Raw genomic sequence first — 16018 nt, forward strand, 5'->3', positions numbered from 1 at the left:
CTTTCGGGGACTTTTGTTTATCTTTCTTCCACTACGTAGAGACCGGGGGCTGGGTCCAGAGGCTTGTACTCCTCGTTCCCCAGTTCTGTTGGGGCCGGTTTCATGTCGCCGGAGCGCTTTTTCATCCAATCCATCCAGAATGGCCACCAGCTGCCGGCCACTTCTTCAGTGCCTTCCAGCCATTCGTCAGCGGTTGCTGGCAATTTACCCTTCTTCTTCTGGACGAAATACTTCGCTTTGGGATTGCCCGGCGGGTTGAGGATCGCCTGCATGTGTCCGGACTGTGAAAGAACGTACGTAACGTCCTTGGAACCAAACAATTGTGTGGACCGATACGTCGCTTTCCATGGCGTGATATGGTCCGTCACACCGCCCAGAATAAACATGTCAGATTTGACCTTGCTCAGGTCAATCTTGTGCCCAGCCATCTCAACTTCGCCCTTTTTGGTGAAAGCGAGCGTTTCGAACAGCGTCAGGAAATCGCCCATCAGGCTGGCGGACAGATTGGTCGCGTCAGAGTTCCAGTAGAGCACATCGAAGGCGGGTGGGTCCTGCCCGAGCAGGTAGTTATTGATCACATAGTTCCAGATCAGATCGTTCGGGCGTAACCACGCAAAACCACGGGCAAGATCATCAGCCTTGATAATACCTTTCTTCTCTGCTCGCTGGCGGGCCAGCTTCATGCCGTTTTCGGAAACCAGTGAGCCCGCTTCGATATCGCGCTCTTTAGGGTGCAGAACGCAAACCATTAACGTCAGCGAGCCAAGGATATCGTTCTTCTGCGATGCCAGCTTGGATGCGAGCACGCTGGCAGTTTGTCCGCCAGAACAGCCCGCGGACACGTTGACCTTCTTGGAGCCTGTAATGTCTGCGACTGCCTGGATCGCTTCCTCGCAAGAGGCGATATAGTCATCCATCCCCCACACGCCCTGTTCCTTGGACGGGTTGCGCCAGGAGATGACGAAAGTCTGGATGCCATTGTCAACCTGATACTTGATCACTGACTTCTCTGGCGAAAGGTCATTGATGTACATCTTGTTGATCTGAGGCGGGATCGTCAGCTGGGGAATCTCATGTACTTCGTCGGTGGTCGGCGCATAGTGCACCAGCTCAAACATCTCCGTACGAAGAACAACAGAGCCCTTTGATGTAGCGATATTCTCGCCCAGCTTGAACGGTCGCTTGTCGACCTGGCTCACCATCCCCTTGTTTTCGGTGATATCCTTGTATGCGTTTTGCAGGCCCTTGATCAGCGACAGGCCGCCGCTGTTGATGACTTGCTTCTGTGCGACAGGATTTCCGATCAGCGTATTTGTCGGGGCGAGGCTATCGATGATGATATTGGAAATGAAGTTTGCGCGATCACGCTCGAGATCGTCCAGTTCCAGCTCTTGCAACCAATTCGACATGCCTTTCTGGATCGCCAGGTAATACTGCGCGCCCGCACGAAAGAATGGATTGTACTGCCACGCCGGGTCCATGAAGCGCTTGTCTTTAGGGTCGGGCGCTAGATCAGACTTGCCGGTCATGATCTTGATCATGTCCTCACCCATGCTTTGCGCATGCTTCATCAGACGCTTTGGATCAGAGGCAGTTTCGCGCAACAGGACCGCCACAGCGCCAACGAAGTCTTCTCGCGCGACCCCGATCAGCGGCCCCAGCGCATTGGTCGATTGTGCTGCTTCGTTCTCGAGTTTGCTGCTCTGCGACATCATTTACCCCGGCGTTTATAAAAGACCTGAAAAGAGAGCCTTCTAGATGGCGTTCCATGTTCAGATTGGCAAGCGCCCAAAATGAGGAGGGACTGCGGTCCTCTTCGGAGGAATACGAACGTCATCATTAATTATCTGTTTGGAAACACTTATCGACTAGTGGATCGTCGAGGAAATCAGGTGGTCGCGAAAGTGGCCGAAATCAGGACTTTTTACATTGGCCAAGCCATTGTCGGTATTGAAAGATATATTCGTCAGCAGGCGGCAAGCCGCGGATGCTGCGCGCAAGGCACAGATGATTGACAGCTTTGAGAGTGCAGGACTGGGGTATTTCTGGTCGACCGATGCACAGGGCAATATCGATTATCTAACGCCGTCTGCCTTCAGCAATCTTGGATGGAACCGCAAGGCTGTGACCGGCACGCCGATCAGCAACCATTTATTACCTGCGGAAGATCCAGACAAAGGCAATGAACGCCCTCTGTCGTTTCTACTTTCCGCGCGAAACTCGATTACAGGTCTCACCGTAAAGTTGAAGACTGACATTGGCGATGTCTGGTGGGAAATTTCCGGCAAGCCTCAGTTTGACGCATCTGGTGAATTCGCAGGGTATCGAGGCAGCGCCAAGGACATTACGCATAGTCGGACTGAAGCGGCCGCCAATGATCGCCGCACCCAAGTCGATACGCTTACCGGCCTTGCCAACAAGACACAAATCAAGCGTGTTCTTACGCAAAACTTACGCGTGTTTAGAAACACTAAGCAGTCCTGCGCAGTCCTCATGGTCGACCTTGATCGCTTCAAACAGGTCAACGAAACACTTGGTCAGGCTGCCGGCAATGAGCTCCTTAAACAAGCAGCTGGCCGACTTGGCCGCATTGCAAGCGACAAGATTTCGATTGCGCGATTGAGCGCAGACGAATTTCTGGTTGTGATGCCGGACGTGGATGACCGCGCAATCCTTGGCGATATGGCTCAGCGTGTTGTGCAAATTCTCTCGCAGCCATTTGCGATTGACAGCAATCAGGCCAACGTAGGCGCTTCGGTTGGGATCGCGGTCGCTCCTTACGATGGAGTCGAAACTGATGAGCTTCTCAATGCATCAGAAATGGCTTTGTTTGCTGCCAAGGGAAGCGGAAATGGCAAATATCGCTTCTACTCTAGCGATCTGAAAAAACAGGCCAAGCACCGTGGTGAGATTGAGTCTGAATTGCGCGAAGCGATCGCCAAGGATCAGCTGCGCATGTTCTATCAACCTATCATCTGCGCAAGAACACATGCGCTGAAATGTGTTGAAGCTTTGATCAGGTGGGATCACCCCGAACGCGGCTGGATTTCGCCTGGAGAATTCATACCCATTGCTGAAGAATCCGGAGTGATCCGCAAGGTAGGCGCATGGGCGTTGCGACAAGTCTGTGAGGACGCGCAAAACTGGCCGGTTGAAATTCGCGCTGCAATCAACGTGTCCGCGGTGCAGTTTGAGCATGATGATTTCGTCCAGATCGCCAAGAAAGCTTTGATTGAATCTGGCATTGAGCCATCGAGGATCGAGCTTGAAATTACGGAAAGTGTCTTCGTCGGCGACTATGACGGGATCATGAAGATTTTCAAAGGTTTGAAGGGTCTGGGGGTCCGCCTGTCATTGGACGATTTTGGTACCGGTTACAGCTCTCTAAGCTATCTGCGCAATGCGCCATTTGACAAGATCAAGATCGATCAGAGCTTTGTTCGTGGGTGCACAGAACCGGGCAATAACAATTCGGCTATTATACGGGCGATTGTCAGTTTGGCAGAAGCGCTCGACATGGAGACTGTCGCTGAAGGCATTGAAGCGAAGGATGAGCTTGAATTGGTCAAGCGGCGCGGCGCAACACACCTGCAAGGGCTGATATTCTCGGGCGCAGTTTCCAATGATGAATTGCTCGCGAAACTTGAGAGCGGTGTACTGACTTATGAACCGCGTGGCCCTGAAAAGTATCGCGCTGACAGGCGAACAGAATTTCGCAGGATCGGCCTGATTCACGACGATCATCGTTATGATGTCGTATTGCGTAACCTCTCCAAGAGCGGAGCCTTGATTGAGGGGCTTCTGCGCGTACCGGTGGGCACTGAAATTGTGCTCGATCTTGGAGGTGGCCAACTTGCGGTGGCCACGGTGCGGCGATCCAATGAATATGCGCAAGGGGTCGAATTCGAAACACCCCTGATCAGCGACGGCGCCGACGGTTTGTGCACTCGCCACCGGGTCTCTCCATATCAGATCGAAGCGGCTGGAAGGCCACTTGCCGCTTTGCCGGATGATCCCTACGCGGCGATGAGTTCAGGATATCAGGCGCATGCGAGACCAAAGGCTTTCGTCCAGGTCGATACGTCGCGTCGAGACGCAGCTGCGTAAGCCGCAGTTAGCCGGCGCGGTCGCCGCCGAAAATTAGGAGAAAAATAACCATCTGGCTTTAGATCCCGGAAAGTGGCTTCGGGATCGAAGCGAGTAAGTCGAGGAGATTGTGGGCGTGCCCCTCAAGGGACTCTTGTCGGGTAAAGAAGGCGGACTTTTCGCCTCTGCTGGCCGTCGTTTTGGCGGGGCTGGCGCGAATTCGATGTCCGACGCCGACAAGCTCACAATGCTTGATGAACTCGAGCAGTCTGGACTCGGATGGTTCTGGTCGACCGACAAGCAAGGCAATCTTACCTATATCAGCGGCGCAATCGCCGATCGCATTGAATTGACCATTCCTGATCTCATCGGCCAACCTTTGACGGGATTATTCGAGTCAAAGGAGGGAGACGGTCGGTCCAAATCACTCTCTTTGAAACTTGGCGCGCGCAAGCCGTTTTCCGGATTTGCGGTCGCTCCCAGCAAAGGCAATTCCAAAGTGGTGATCCGGCTTGCGGGTCGGCCGGCATTTGAAAGGAACGGCACGTTTTGTGGATTTCGAGGTACCGGGACTGACATAACCGAAGAATATTACCGCGAGGAAGAAACCGCGCGGCTGGCAAAGTATGACTCCTTGACCGGGCTTTTCAATCGGCACCGCATGGCCCATTCGATTGAAACAACGCTCACTGCGTTTCGTTCGGCAAAACGCAATTGCGCCATCATGATGCTGGACCTTGACCGTTTCAAACAGGTCAATGACACGCTTGGCCACGCTGCTGGCGATGAATTGTTGAAGCAGGTTGCAAGTCGCTTGCAGCGTGCGGTTGAAAAGGACTGTGAAATCGGGCGCCTTGGCGGCGACGAATTCCAGATAATGCTGCCTGACATCGATGATCGCGGCGAATTGGGAGAGATCGCGGCACGAATTATCGCGATGCTGACTCAGCCATACTCGCTCGATGAAGGCCGCTGCATGATCGGGGCATCTGTCGGGATTGCCGTGGCGCCGCACGATGGGCTTAATCGCGAGGCAATTGTCAGGTCAGCTGATCTGGCGCTTTATGCGGCCAAGAATGGTGGGCGTGGTCAATATCGCTTCTACTCCGGTGACCTCGAGAACGAAGCTATTTTCCGCCGACGTCTCGAAGAAAGCCTGCAGGAGGCGATCCGGGACGAGCAGCTGTTCCTGACTTATCAACCGATGGTTTCCGCTGAGTCGCAGAGGGTAATTGCGTTAGAGGCGCAGACACGCTGGCAGCATCCGCAGAGAGGCGAAATTGACAATGATGAATTCCAGTCGATCGTCGAGAACTCGGCCCATGTAATCGAAGTAGGCAATTGGGCGATTCGGCAAGCTTGCCGGGAAGCAAGTCAGTGGCCTGACCCGCTGCGCGTGACAGTCAATGTACCTAGCAAGCAGTTTGCTTCGGAGGGCTTTGTCGAGAGTGTTGCTCAAGCCCTGAACGATACCGAACTCGCACCTGACCGGTTGGAACTGGAAGTCAAGGAATCGGTATTTGTTGGTGACAGCAATGTCGTCGACAAGGTTCTTGGCCAGTTATTCAAGCTAGGCGTGCGGTTGACCCTCGATGAATTTGGTACGGGGTATTCTTCGCTCGGATACCTGCGCCGCGCGCCATTTGACTCGATCAAGATTGGCGAGAGCTTTTGTCCTTCACATCTCGACAGCCACTCTCAGGAGCTGGGATTAGTAAAAGCGGTGGTGGCGCTGGCAAAGGCGCTGGACATGTCGACCATCGCCAGCGAGATCGAAACGATCTCCCAGCAACAGGCATTGGCAAGCGTGGGGGTCAGCTTGTTGCAAGGGGCAGTGTATGCTGACGCCGTTTCGGGCGAAGAGGTGCATGAACAGTTGGCGACCGGTGGCTGGATGATTGAGCCCTCAGCTGGCCGCGGGTCACGTGCAAAACGGCGCACGCTTCTGCGCAAGATCCACGTTATTCATGACGATCACTCTTACGAGGTCACACTCCGCAATCTCTCCAAAACAGGCGCATTGTTGCAGGGGCTGGAAAATGTGCCGCTGGATACGCAGTTTGTCGTTGATCTGGGCGGCGGACAGCTTGCGGTTGCGACAGTGATCCGTTCGAACCGCGACACACAAGGGGTCGAGTTTGAGACGCCGCTGATCGGCGACGGCGCGGGCGGACTGTGCACTCGTCACCGCGTTTCACCGTATGAATTGGCGTCCGCAGGTGCACCTTTGGCGGCATTGTCAAAAGGCAATTACAATTCGATGCAGGGAAGCATGCTGGGCGATGGCACCAGCGTGCCGAAGTTCGCATACGCCCCGGTCGGCTCTTCCGAAGCAGCCTGAATCGACAATAGAATTCGCCACGATGCAATCGGCGGGCTGACAGGCGCGGCGAGGGCGGCTAAAGGGCGTCGCAAAGCGCTATTTTGCGCAATCAATTAGCGACACCTGATGACTGACCTCTCCAAGATCCGCAATTTCTCCATTATCGCCCATATCGATCACGGCAAGTCCACGCTGGCTGACCGGCTGATCCAGTATTGCGGCGGCCTGACCGAGCGTGAAATGTCCGAGCAAGTGCTCGATAACATGGACATTGAGCGTGAACGCGGCATCACCATCAAGGCGCAGACCGTGCGGCTCAACTACACCGCCAAGGATGGCGAGACCTATGAGCTGAACCTGATGGACACGCCCGGCCACGTGGATTTCGCTTACGAGGTCAGCCGCTCACTCGCCGCATGCGAAGGCGCACTGCTGATTGTGGACGCCGCGCAGGGCGTAGAGGCGCAAACGCTCGCCAATGTCTACCAATCGATCGAGCATGACCACGAAATCGTGCCTGTCATCAACAAGATTGACCTGCCCGCGGCAGAGCCGGACAAGGTCCGCGCAGAGATCGAGGACATCATTGGCCTCGACGCATCCGAAGCCGTGCTGACCAGCGCTAAATCGGGCATCGGCATCGAAGATGTGCTGGAGGCGGTCGTCGCCAAAATCCCCGCACCATCAGGCGACCGCGACGCGCCGCTGAAGGCCTCGCTGGTTGACAGCTGGTACGACCCCTACCTCGGCGTTGTCATCCTCGTCCGCGTGATCGACGGCGTCATCACCAAGGGGCTGAACGTCAAATTCATGCAGGGCGGGACGCAGCACCTGATTGACCGCGTCGGCTGCTTCACCCCCAAACGCACGGACCTGCCTGAAATCGGCCCCGGCGAAATCGGCTTCATCACCGCGCAGATCAAAGAGGTTGAGCAAGCCCGCGTGGGTGACACGATCACCACGGTCAAGAACGGCGCGCCCGAACCGCTGAAGGGCTATAAGGAAGTGCAGCCGGTGGTTTTCTGCGGGCTTTTCCCGGTCGACGCGGCAGACTTCGAGAAACTGCGTGAGAGCATCGGCAAGCTGCGCCTCAATGACGCCAGCTTCAGCTACGAGATGGAGAGCTCCGCCGCGCTCGGTTTCGGCTTCCGCGCGGGCTTCCTTGGCCTGTTGCACCTTGAGATCATTCAAGAGCGGCTGAGCCGCGAATACGATCTCGATCTCATCACCACCGCGCCTTCGGTGGTGTACCGCGTGCACCTCAGCAAGTCGAAGAATGAAGACGCCAAGGTCATCGACATTCACAACCCCGCCGATTGGCCCGATGTGAACCGAATCGACGTGATCGAGGAGCCGTGGATCAAGGCGGTGATCTACACGCCGGACGAGTATCTGGGCGCGATCCTGAAACTGTGTCAGGACCGGCGCGGCATTCAGACCGATCTGACTTATGTCGGCGGTCGCGCGCAGGTCACTTACGAGTTGCCGCTGAATGAAGTGGTGTTCGATTTTTATGACCGGCTGAAGAGCATCTCCAGAGGCTATGCCAGCTTTGACTATGAACAGATTGGCCTGCGCGAAGGCGATCTGGTGAAAATGAACATTCTGGTGAATGCGGAGCCCGTCGATGCGCTATCGCTGATCGTGCACCGCTCCGTTGCGGAAGAGCGCGGGCGCGGCATGTGCGAACGGCTGAAAGACCTGATCCCGCGCCACCTGTTCAAGATCCCAATCCAGGCGGCGATTGGCGGCAAGATCATCGCGCGCGAGACGATCGCCGCGCTGCGCAAGGATGTGACCGCGAAATGCTATGGCGGCGACATTACCCGCAAGAAGAAACTGCTGGAGAAGCAGAAAAAGGGTAAGGCAAGGATGCGCGAATACGGGAATGTTAGTATTCCGCAGGAAGCCTTTATTGCGGCGCTCAGGATGGGAGAGGAGTAGGGGTGAAGCCCCGCGCCTAGCGCAGACGTTTGCGCCGCAAACGACAAGCTAGAAGCGAGTGGCTGCAACTCCGGCTAGCGGGTCTGCGAAGCAGAACCAGATTGACGTCACGCGGCGCATGAAGCGATTGCAACTGCAATCGTGGAACGGCGGGTTACGGACTTGCTCCATTTTTGGTCGCTTTGACTTGATGCGTGTTCCTGCTTTGTTTAATATGCCTATTCGTATGAAGCAGTGGATAGCTCTAGCGCTCGTCTGGGTTGAATGCCTTTCATCAACAAACTCGCATCAACTTCACTTGGCGTTCAGCAGACGGCTGGTTATAGGCCCAGACACGATGACAAGAGAGACGCGCGTGAATCTTAAGCCTGTACTTGCCGCCACTGTCGCTGGCGCCACTTTGCTGACCGCAGCCTGCGCCGGATCTGGTGGGTCGACCAACGAAGACGTCGCCTATGTCGCGCGCGATGTGGAAACGCTTTATTCCGAAGCGAAGTCGCGGCTCGACAGCGGGAACACCCGGCTCGCAGCGGCGCTGTTTGACGAGACTGAACGGCAGCACCCCTATTCCCCATGGGCACGCCGCGCGCAGTTGATGAGTGCGTTCAGCTATTACGTGGCGCAGGACTACAACGCGGCGATCTCGAGCGCGCAGCGATTCCTTTCGATCCACCCGGGCAACAAGGATGCGCCATACGCCTATTATCTCATCGCGCTGAGCTATTACGAGCAGATCAGTGACGTGTCGCGCGACCAGTCAATCACGGAACAGGCGCGGGTTGCGCTGCGCGAAGTGGACCGCCGTTTCCCGACCAGCGAGTACGCCGCCGATGCCCGGCTGAAGCTGGATCTGGTGAATGACCACCTTGCCGGCAAGGATATGGCGATTGGCCGCCATTACCAGCGCAACGGGCAATGGCTCGCAGCGACTCTTCGGTTTCAGAATGTGGTCGACGATTTCGAAACAACAAGCCACGTTCCTGAAGCGCTCTATCGTCTGACAGAGAGCAGTCTGGCGTTAGGCGTGCCGAGCGAAGCTGTGAAATATGCCGCGGTGCTGGGCGCGAACTATCCAGGTAACGAATGGTACGAAAAGGCCTACGACCTAGTGCAAAAGCATGCGCCGAGCGTCTCTGCCAGCTAAATTCCCAATCGAATTGCAAAATTCGACCAGAACCGGCTGATTTTCGGAAACCCTTTTCGCTGTCCTGCATTTATTGGATGCGGGCCGGGCCCCTCTGGCAAGATCACCCAATTGGTCTTGTGATGTCGGACCGCATCGGATTGCCGGTGCAGCGCGATTGGGCCCCTTTGACCCTCCCTTTCCGCCCAATGCCTGACCGGCAGTCCGATCCCCCTCGAACGAAATTTCGACAGAGCGAGATTAGACATGGTTTCCCAGATTGCGCCGATGTTGCGCGAATTCATGCAGAAGGAGAGCGCCGGCGGTATCACGCTGATTTTCGCCGCTTTCGCTGCGCTGATTGTTGCCAATAGCCCGCTGCTCGGCGCCTATCGAGCATGGCTGGACATTCCGATCGTGGCCGGATTTGGTGGATTCGTGATCGACAAGCCCCTGCTGCTGTGGGTCAATGACGGTTTGATGGCAGTGTTCTTCTTCCTCATCGGCTTGGAAGTGAAACGCGAAGTTCTGGACGGCCAGTTGTCCAGCTGGGATAAGGCTTCGCTGCCTTTGGTTGCGGCGATCGGGGGTATGGCGATCCCGGCTATTGTCTACCTTGCCATCAATTCCGGAACGCCGGAAAACACCGCCGGCTGGGCGATTCCGGCGGCCACCGACATTGCCTTTGCGCTAGGAATCCTGGCACTGCTAGGTCCGCGGGTGCCGGTGGCATTGAAAGCATTGCTGCTCGCGATTGCAGTGATCGACGATATCGGCGCGATCACCATCATCGCGCTGTTCTATACCGGAGAGATCGACACGACCTATCTGATGATGGGCGGTGTCGTGTTCCTGTTGATGCTGGCTATCGGCCGCATGCGCGTGGCATCAGCCATCCCATATGTGCTGCTCGCCATTTTGATGTGGGCGTTTATCCTGAAATCTGGCGTCCATGCGACACTGGCTGGCGTAGCGGCAGCGCTCACCGTGCCAATGGTTGCACGCAATGGTGAGCGTCCTCTAGAGCATATGGAGCATGCCCTGCATCCTTGGGCGGCATTTTTGGTAATCCCTATCTTCGGCTTTGCCAATGCCGGCGTCACTTTGCTCGCTCTTGACCCGATGGACGCGCTCGCACCACTTCCCTTAGGGATCGCACTGGGTCTGTTGATTGGCAAGCAAGTGGGTATTCTTGGCTTTGCGTGGCTAGCGGTGAAAACCAGGATCGCAAGCCTCCCGCAGGGCGTGAGCTGGCGCCAGATTCATGGTCTCTCGCTGTTCGCGGCGATTGGTTTTACCATGAGCCTGTTTATCGGGAACCTTGCCTTCGTAAGCGCTGAGCAAGTTGATGCGGTGAAACTGGGCGTGCTCTCCGGATCGACCATCGCAGCGATCACAGGATTTTTCCTATTGCGGTCAGCTCTGCCCACGGCTGAGGAGGCGCAGGCTATGACGGATCCGGAAGCGAAAGCCGTACCCGCCGAATAACTAGCATCTGCGGCTTGGAGAAAAATCCACAAGAGGGGCGCGTTGCAAGCGGTGACGTGCCCCTTTTGCTGCGCTAACACGTGCGGCGATGCTAACCCGCCTTTGGATCAGGAATATCGTTCTTATTGAAGCGCTCGATCTGGATTTCGGGCGCGGGCTCGGCGTGCTCACAGGCGAGACCGGCGCGGGTAAATCGATCCTGCTTGATGCGTTGGGCCTGGTACTGGGGGATCGCGCAGATAGCGGCCTGGTGCGCGCAGGTACAGACAAAGCCAGCGCCACGGCCAGCTTTGAATTCGCCAAATTGCCCGCAGCGATCTCAGAAACGCTCGACGATGCCGATATAGATATCGAGCCGGGCGAACCGCTGATTATTCGGAGACAATTGAAAGCCGACGGCGGCTCGAAGGCCTTTATCAATGATCAGCCTGTCGGTGTAGCGCTGTTGCGCGAGATCGCAGGGACACTGGTGGAGCTGCACGGGCAGCATGATGATCGCGGGCTGGTTAATCCTCGCGGGCATAGGGCCCTGCTTGATCGCTATGCCGGAGCCGACGTGGAAGGGCTTGCAAATGCCTGGCGCGAATGGCGCGCGGCGGAAGAGAGACTGGAGGCTGCGCGCAGCGAAGTCGAGCAGGCGAAGTTGGATCAGGATTTGCTGATCGCGCATCTGGCCGAGCTGACATCGCTCGAGCCACAAGCGGGCGAAGAAGTGCGGCTGGCGGAGGCGCGGGCGACGATGCAGAAAGGCGAAAAGCTCTCCGGTGAATTGGAAGAGCTACGGCATATCTGGGAAGGTTCGGAATCGCCATTGGCATCGTTGCGCGTGGCGGCACGCAAGCTCGACCGGATTGGCGGAGAACACCCCTTGCTGGCCGAAGCCTTGGCCGCGCTTGATCGGGCGGTCATCGAAGCGGGCGAGGCTGAAGACAAACTGGCTGCGGCAGCTGAGGCACTGGTTCACGATCCGGCGGCGCTCGACGAAGCTGAAACGCGGCTGTTTGATCTGCGTGCGCTTGCCCGCAAGCACCGCTGCGAGGTCGATGAATTGCCTGCCAAGATGCGCGAGATGCGCCGGGCGCTTGATGCCATAGAAGGAGGTGAGGCAGAGCTGGATGCGCTGGAAGATGCCGCGCATAAAGCAGGTGAGGCCTACGCGAAGAAAGCTGAGAGCGTGCACAAGGCGCGACTGGCGGCGGCGAAGAAGCTCGACAAGGCGGTGGCGGCGGAGCTCGCACCCCTGAAGCTCGACGCCGCTCGCTTCCTAACGGCGGTGGGCAAATTGCCGGAAGAGAAATGGGGTGCGGGCGGGATCGACAGCGTCGAATTCCTGATCGCGACCAATCCGGGGGCGGACTTCGCGCCGTTGAACAAGATCGCGTCCGGTGGTGAGCTATCTCGCTTCATCCTGGCTTTGAAAGTTGCGCTGGCAGAGCAGGGCGGGGCCGCGACGGTAATCTTCGACGAGATCGATCGCGGAGTTGGCGGTGCGGTGGCCAGTGCGATTGGGGAGCGGCTGGCGCGGTTGGCGGACGGTGGGCAACTGCTTGCGGTAACGCACAGCCCGCAAGTCGCGGCGCGTGGGGGCACGCATTACCTGATCGCGAAGTCTTCCAGCGGCACAGTCACCAAGACGAGCGTTGCGTTGCTTGATGAGGCTGGTCGACAGGAAGAAATCGCGCGGATGCTCAGCGGGGCGGAAGTTACGCCCGAAGCGCGCGCGCAGGCGGATCGCTTGCTTGAGGGGGTTTAGCCTTCCTTCTGCCCTAGGTATATCAGCACCATCATCGCCATTCCGCCGTAGACCCACGAACCATCAAACGGTCCTTGCCCTAGCGGCATCTGCCACAGTTGATATCCAGCTATGGCTACACCCTGAAACAGGCCCCACCAGACAACAACGGCGCTGCCCATAGCGATTTTTGCCCATTTTTTGCCGGCTTCGAACTCGACGGGTGTTGCGCCGCGCAGGCTCCACAGTTTCCAAGCGCCGAACAACCCGCCCAGGCCCGCCACGAATTCCAACGAGAAGACCAGTATCATGCCGACGATGATCAGGGCCGTCGGTGGCACCGGCAGCAACGTAACCGGATATGCTTCCTGATCGACGTGGCTGGTTGTGTAGACAAAGAATTCGAACGCTTGCGGATAGTTCGCGATGTTGTGCAGCACATACAGTAGCGCCATCAGTCCTACGCAAGCAGTCACAGCGGCTTTCAAATAGCGGTCGACCATCGGTTTCTCTCCCCCAAAAGAGATGTGCGACCCGATGTTGCGGGGCTTTCCCCCGCGAATATGGTGAGGCATAGCTTGCGGTATGGGAATCGATCAATCTCCGCCTGTGGACATCAGCGAGGCAGACGCTGCGAATGAGCTGATGCGACTGGCGAAAGCCATCGCGAAGCATGACCGGCTCTATCATGCTGAGGATGATCCGGAGATCAGCGATCAGGAATATGACGCGCTGGTTCGGCGCAATGCCGAGCTGGAGGCGCAATTCCCGCATCTGGTGCGCGACGATTCTCCGTCCAAGAAAGTCGGCCATGCGGTTGGGTCCTCTCCGCTGAGCAAGGTGACGCATGAGGTTCGGATGATGAGCCTCGACAATGGATTCTCCGCCGAAGAAATCCATGAATGGGTTGCGCGGGTGCGGCGCTTCTTGTCTCTGCCTGAAGATGAGCCGGTCGCGATCACGGCTGAAGACAAGATTGACGGGCTGTCGTGTTCGCTGCGTTACGAATCGGGCAAGCTCGTGAGGGCGGCAACGCGCGGAGACGGGCAGGTTGGGGAAGATGTGACCGCGAATGTCGCGCATATCGCCGATATTCCTCAAGACATCGATGGCGACCATGTGCCCGATGTTTTCGAAGTGCGCGGCGAAGTTTACATGTCGAAACAGGACTTTGCTGCGCTCAATGCTGCGCAAGAGCAGGCTGGCGGGAAACTGTTCGCGAACCCCCGCAATGCCGCCGCTGGCTCGCTGCGGCAAAAGGATGCGAGCGTAACAGCGAAGCGGCCCTTGCGCTTCTGGGCCTATGGCTGGGGCGCAGCGAGCGAGGTGCCCGCCAGCACACAGCACGATATGATGCGCCAGATCGAGGCGTGGGGCTTTCCCGTCTCTCCCTTTCTCAAGGTGACGAATACTATCGAGGAAATGTTGGCGCATTATGCAGAACTAGGTCGGCAGAGGCCGGACTTGCCCTACGAGATCGACGGTGTCGTCTACAAGGTTGACCGGCTCGATTGGCAGCAGCGGCTGGGCTTTGTCGCAAAGGCACCGCGTTGGGCGCTTGCGCACAAATTCCCTGCTGAACAGGCTGAGACGACGCTGGAGGCGATTGATATTCAGGTAGGACGTACAGGCAAACTGACCCCGGTCGGGCGGCTTGCGCCGGTGATGGTTGGCGGGGTGACTGTCACCAATGTGACGCTGCACAATCGCGACGAGATCGAACGGCTTGGCGTGCGGCCGGGGGACCGTGTGGTCGTGCAGCGGGCAGGCGATGTGATCCCGCAGGTTGTGCGAAATCTGACGCCTGAGGTTGAGCGAGAGCCTTATCTTTTCCCCGATACATGCCCCGAATGCGGCAGTGAGGCGGTAGCCGAAGAGGGCGAAGTCGATGTGCGGTGCACTGGTGGGCTCATTTGTCCGGCCCAGCGGACCGAGCGGCTGAAGCATTTTGTTAGCCGCAAAGCGCTCGACATCGATGGGTTGGGTGAAAAGACAATCGACCAATTCTTTGGGCTTGGCTGGCTTGAGAGTCCAGCTGATATATTCAGCCTAAGCGACAGAAAAGAAGCGATTTTGGCGCTGGAAGGGTGGCAGGACAAGTCTGTGGACAATCTGTTGGCATCTGTGGAAAGCAAGCGCGAGCCCGATGCTGCCAGATTGCTGTTCGGGCTGGGTATCCGTCATGTCGGCGAAGTCACTGCGCGCGATCTGCTGAAGAATTTTGAGACTTTGCCCGCGCTGCGCGAGGCAGCAGAGCAGGCGCGCTCCGGCGATGAGGACGCGCTCGCTGAAATCACTTCGATTGATGGTGTCGGCGGCGCGGTGGTCGAAGCACTGGGCGATTTCTTCCACGAGCCGCACAATGTCGAGGTGTGGGAAGATCTGCTGAGCCTGGTCAGACCGCCGCCCTATGTCGTCGAAACGCTCGACAGCCCGGTCGCGGGTAAGACTGTGGTGTTCACCGGCAAGCTGGAAACCATGAGCCGCGATGAAGCCAAGGCTCAGGCCGAACGTCTCGGTGCGAAAGCCGCGGGCAGCGTTAGCGCAAAGACTGATATACTGGTCGCAGGACCGGGCGCGGGCAGCAAACTCAAGAAGGCGCAGGAACTTGGCATCAAGGTTATCGATGAGGCTGGTTGGGCAGACATTGTGAAGGAAGCGGGATGAACAAGGGAATGGCATACGGCGTGGGGATCGCGCTTGGCGCGGCGCTGGGCGTGGCATTAGACAATATTGCGCTTGGCTTGGGTGTGGGCATCGCGATTGCTGCGGCAATGCACCTCGCCAACCAGAAAAAGGGTGACGACGAAAATTGAGCCTTCTCACCGAACTGCACCCGCAAGCGGCGCGAATTGCGGCACAACTGCGGGCGCGAGGGGAAAAGATTGCAATCGCTGATGGTGCAACCGGCGGCCTGATCGCGGCCAGCCTTCTCACAATACCGGGCGCGCTCGATTTCTTCGTCGGGGGCGGGGTGGTCTATTCGCTGCGGGCGCGTGAGATACTATTTGACCAGCCCCGTGACGCATACAAAGGCATGCGTGGCGCCAGCGAGGATTATGCGCTGTTACAGGCGCGCTCAATCCGAGATAATTTTCAGGCCGAATGGGGTATAGCGGAGAGCGGATCAGTTGGCGGCTCATCTCACCCCACTGGCGCGCCTGCCGGACAAAGCGTTGCAGCCATCGCGGGACCTGACGGCTTCCTGTTCTCCAAACTGACGCAAACGGGCAGCGATGATCGAATTGCCAATATGGAGGCATTCACGCGGGCGGCACTAAGTGCGCTTGAGGAGGCCCTTGGCAGCAAGTCCTAGCCAAGT

Annotated in this window: 11 protein-coding genes; 9 read left to right on the forward strand and 2 right to left on the reverse strand. The window is 57.4% G+C overall.

Annotation, left to right across the window (positions count from 1 at the left end; all coding sequences use genetic code 11):
* Nucleotides 1-17 precede the first annotated feature (17 nt).
* A complete protein-coding gene (locus tag A6F69_RS07280) occupies nucleotides 18-1715 on the reverse strand; it encodes an alpha/beta fold hydrolase (RefSeq protein ID WP_083984733.1) in 1698 nt (565 codons plus the stop codon).
* A 214-nt stretch (nucleotides 1716-1929) separates the two neighbouring features.
* On the opposite strand from A6F69_RS07280, the gene A6F69_RS07285 reads away from it, so the two are divergent.
* The 6 genes from A6F69_RS07285 (at nucleotide 1930) to recN (ending at nucleotide 12717) form a co-directional block, all read left to right on the forward strand.
* Nucleotides 1930-4107 carry an EAL domain-containing protein gene (locus A6F69_RS07285; RefSeq protein WP_245638206.1) on the forward strand — a complete coding sequence of 726 codons (2178 nt, stop codon included), beginning with the start codon at nucleotides 1930-1932 and terminating at the stop codon, nucleotides 4105-4107.
* Between the two features lie 115 nt (nucleotides 4108-4222).
* Entirely contained in the window at nucleotides 4223-6427 is a 2205-nt protein-coding gene (locus tag A6F69_RS07290; protein ID WP_245638207.1) for a sensor domain-containing protein, read from the forward strand.
* Nucleotides 6428-6535: 108 nt separating this feature from the next.
* Complete coding sequence (lepA, locus tag A6F69_RS07295; RefSeq protein WP_067599273.1) at nucleotides 6536-8353, forward strand: translation elongation factor 4; 1818 nt, start codon at nucleotides 6536-6538, stop codon at nucleotides 8351-8353.
* A gap of 337 nt (nucleotides 8354-8690) precedes the next feature.
* On the forward strand, nucleotides 8691-9497 hold the full coding sequence (locus tag A6F69_RS07300; RefSeq protein ID WP_067599276.1) for an outer membrane protein assembly factor BamD: 807 nt from the start codon (nucleotides 8691-8693) through the stop codon (nucleotides 9495-9497).
* Nucleotides 9498-9743: 246 nt separating this feature from the next.
* Nucleotides 9744-10964, forward strand: coding sequence for a Na+/H+ antiporter NhaA (gene nhaA, locus A6F69_RS07305; protein ID WP_067599279.1), 1221 nt, complete (start codon nucleotides 9744-9746; stop codon nucleotides 10962-10964).
* 88 nt (nucleotides 10965-11052) lie between these two features.
* The gene (recN, locus tag A6F69_RS07310; protein ID WP_067599282.1) at nucleotides 11053-12717 is read left to right on the forward strand and encodes a DNA repair protein RecN; all 1665 of its coding nucleotides are present in this window, start codon (nucleotides 11053-11055) and stop codon (nucleotides 12715-12717) included.
* Here the strand turns inward: recN and A6F69_RS07315 are convergent.
* Nucleotides 12714-13199, reverse strand: coding sequence for a DUF2165 family protein (locus A6F69_RS07315; protein WP_067599285.1), 486 nt, complete (start codon nucleotides 13197-13199; stop codon nucleotides 12714-12716). The two genes, recN and A6F69_RS07315, sit on opposite strands and share 4 nt — an antisense overlap.
* Before the next feature lie 82 nt (nucleotides 13200-13281).
* On the opposite strand from A6F69_RS07315, the gene ligA reads away from it, so the two are divergent.
* From ligA to A6F69_RS07325, 3 genes are read left to right on the forward strand one after another with little or no spacing between them, the layout of a single operon-like run.
* Nucleotides 13282-15363, forward strand: a complete 2082-nt coding sequence (gene ligA / locus A6F69_RS07320; RefSeq protein ID WP_067599288.1) for an NAD-dependent DNA ligase LigA — start codon at nucleotides 13282-13284, stop codon at nucleotides 15361-15363.
* On the forward strand, nucleotides 15360-15512 hold the full coding sequence (locus tag A6F69_RS13135) for a glycine zipper domain-containing protein (RefSeq protein WP_169816558.1): 153 nt from the start codon (nucleotides 15360-15362) through the stop codon (nucleotides 15510-15512). Before ligA ends, A6F69_RS13135 begins: the two co-directional genes overlap by 4 nt.
* Complete coding sequence (locus A6F69_RS07325) at nucleotides 15509-16012, forward strand: CinA family protein (protein WP_067599291.1); 504 nt, start codon at nucleotides 15509-15511, stop codon at nucleotides 16010-16012. The genes A6F69_RS13135 and A6F69_RS07325 overlap by 4 nt, the downstream gene beginning before the upstream one ends.
* Nucleotides 16013-16018 lie beyond the last annotated feature (6 nt).

It is taken from the genome of Altererythrobacter ishigakiensis (genome assembly GCF_001663155.1).
Lineage (GTDB): Bacteria > Pseudomonadota > Alphaproteobacteria > Sphingomonadales > Sphingomonadaceae > Erythrobacter > Erythrobacter ishigakiensis.

Excerpts from the sequence above, each read along its gene's own strand:
- ligA (WP_067599288.1), top strand. The coding sequence starts at position 13,282 with ATGGGAATCGATCAATCTCCGCCTGTGGACATCAGCGAGGCAGACGCT.
- A6F69_RS07300 (WP_067599276.1), top strand. The coding sequence starts at position 8,691 with ATGACAAGAGAGACGCGCGTGAATCTTAAGCCTGTACTTGCCGCCACT.
- A6F69_RS07315 (WP_067599285.1), bottom strand. The coding sequence starts at position 13,199 with ATGGTCGACCGCTATTTGAAAGCCGCTGTGACTGCTTGCGTAGGACTG.
- A6F69_RS07280 (WP_083984733.1), bottom strand. The coding sequence starts at position 1,715 with ATGATGTCGCAGAGCAGCAAACTCGAGAACGAAGCAGCACAATCGACC.
- A6F69_RS13135 (WP_169816558.1), top strand. The coding sequence starts at position 15,360 with ATGAACAAGGGAATGGCATACGGCGTGGGGATCGCGCTTGGCGCGGCG.
- nhaA (WP_067599279.1), top strand. The coding sequence starts at position 9,744 with ATGGTTTCCCAGATTGCGCCGATGTTGCGCGAATTCATGCAGAAGGAG.
- lepA (WP_067599273.1), top strand. The coding sequence starts at position 6,536 with ATGACTGACCTCTCCAAGATCCGCAATTTCTCCATTATCGCCCATATC.
- recN (WP_067599282.1), top strand. The coding sequence starts at position 11,053 with ATGCTAACCCGCCTTTGGATCAGGAATATCGTTCTTATTGAAGCGCTC.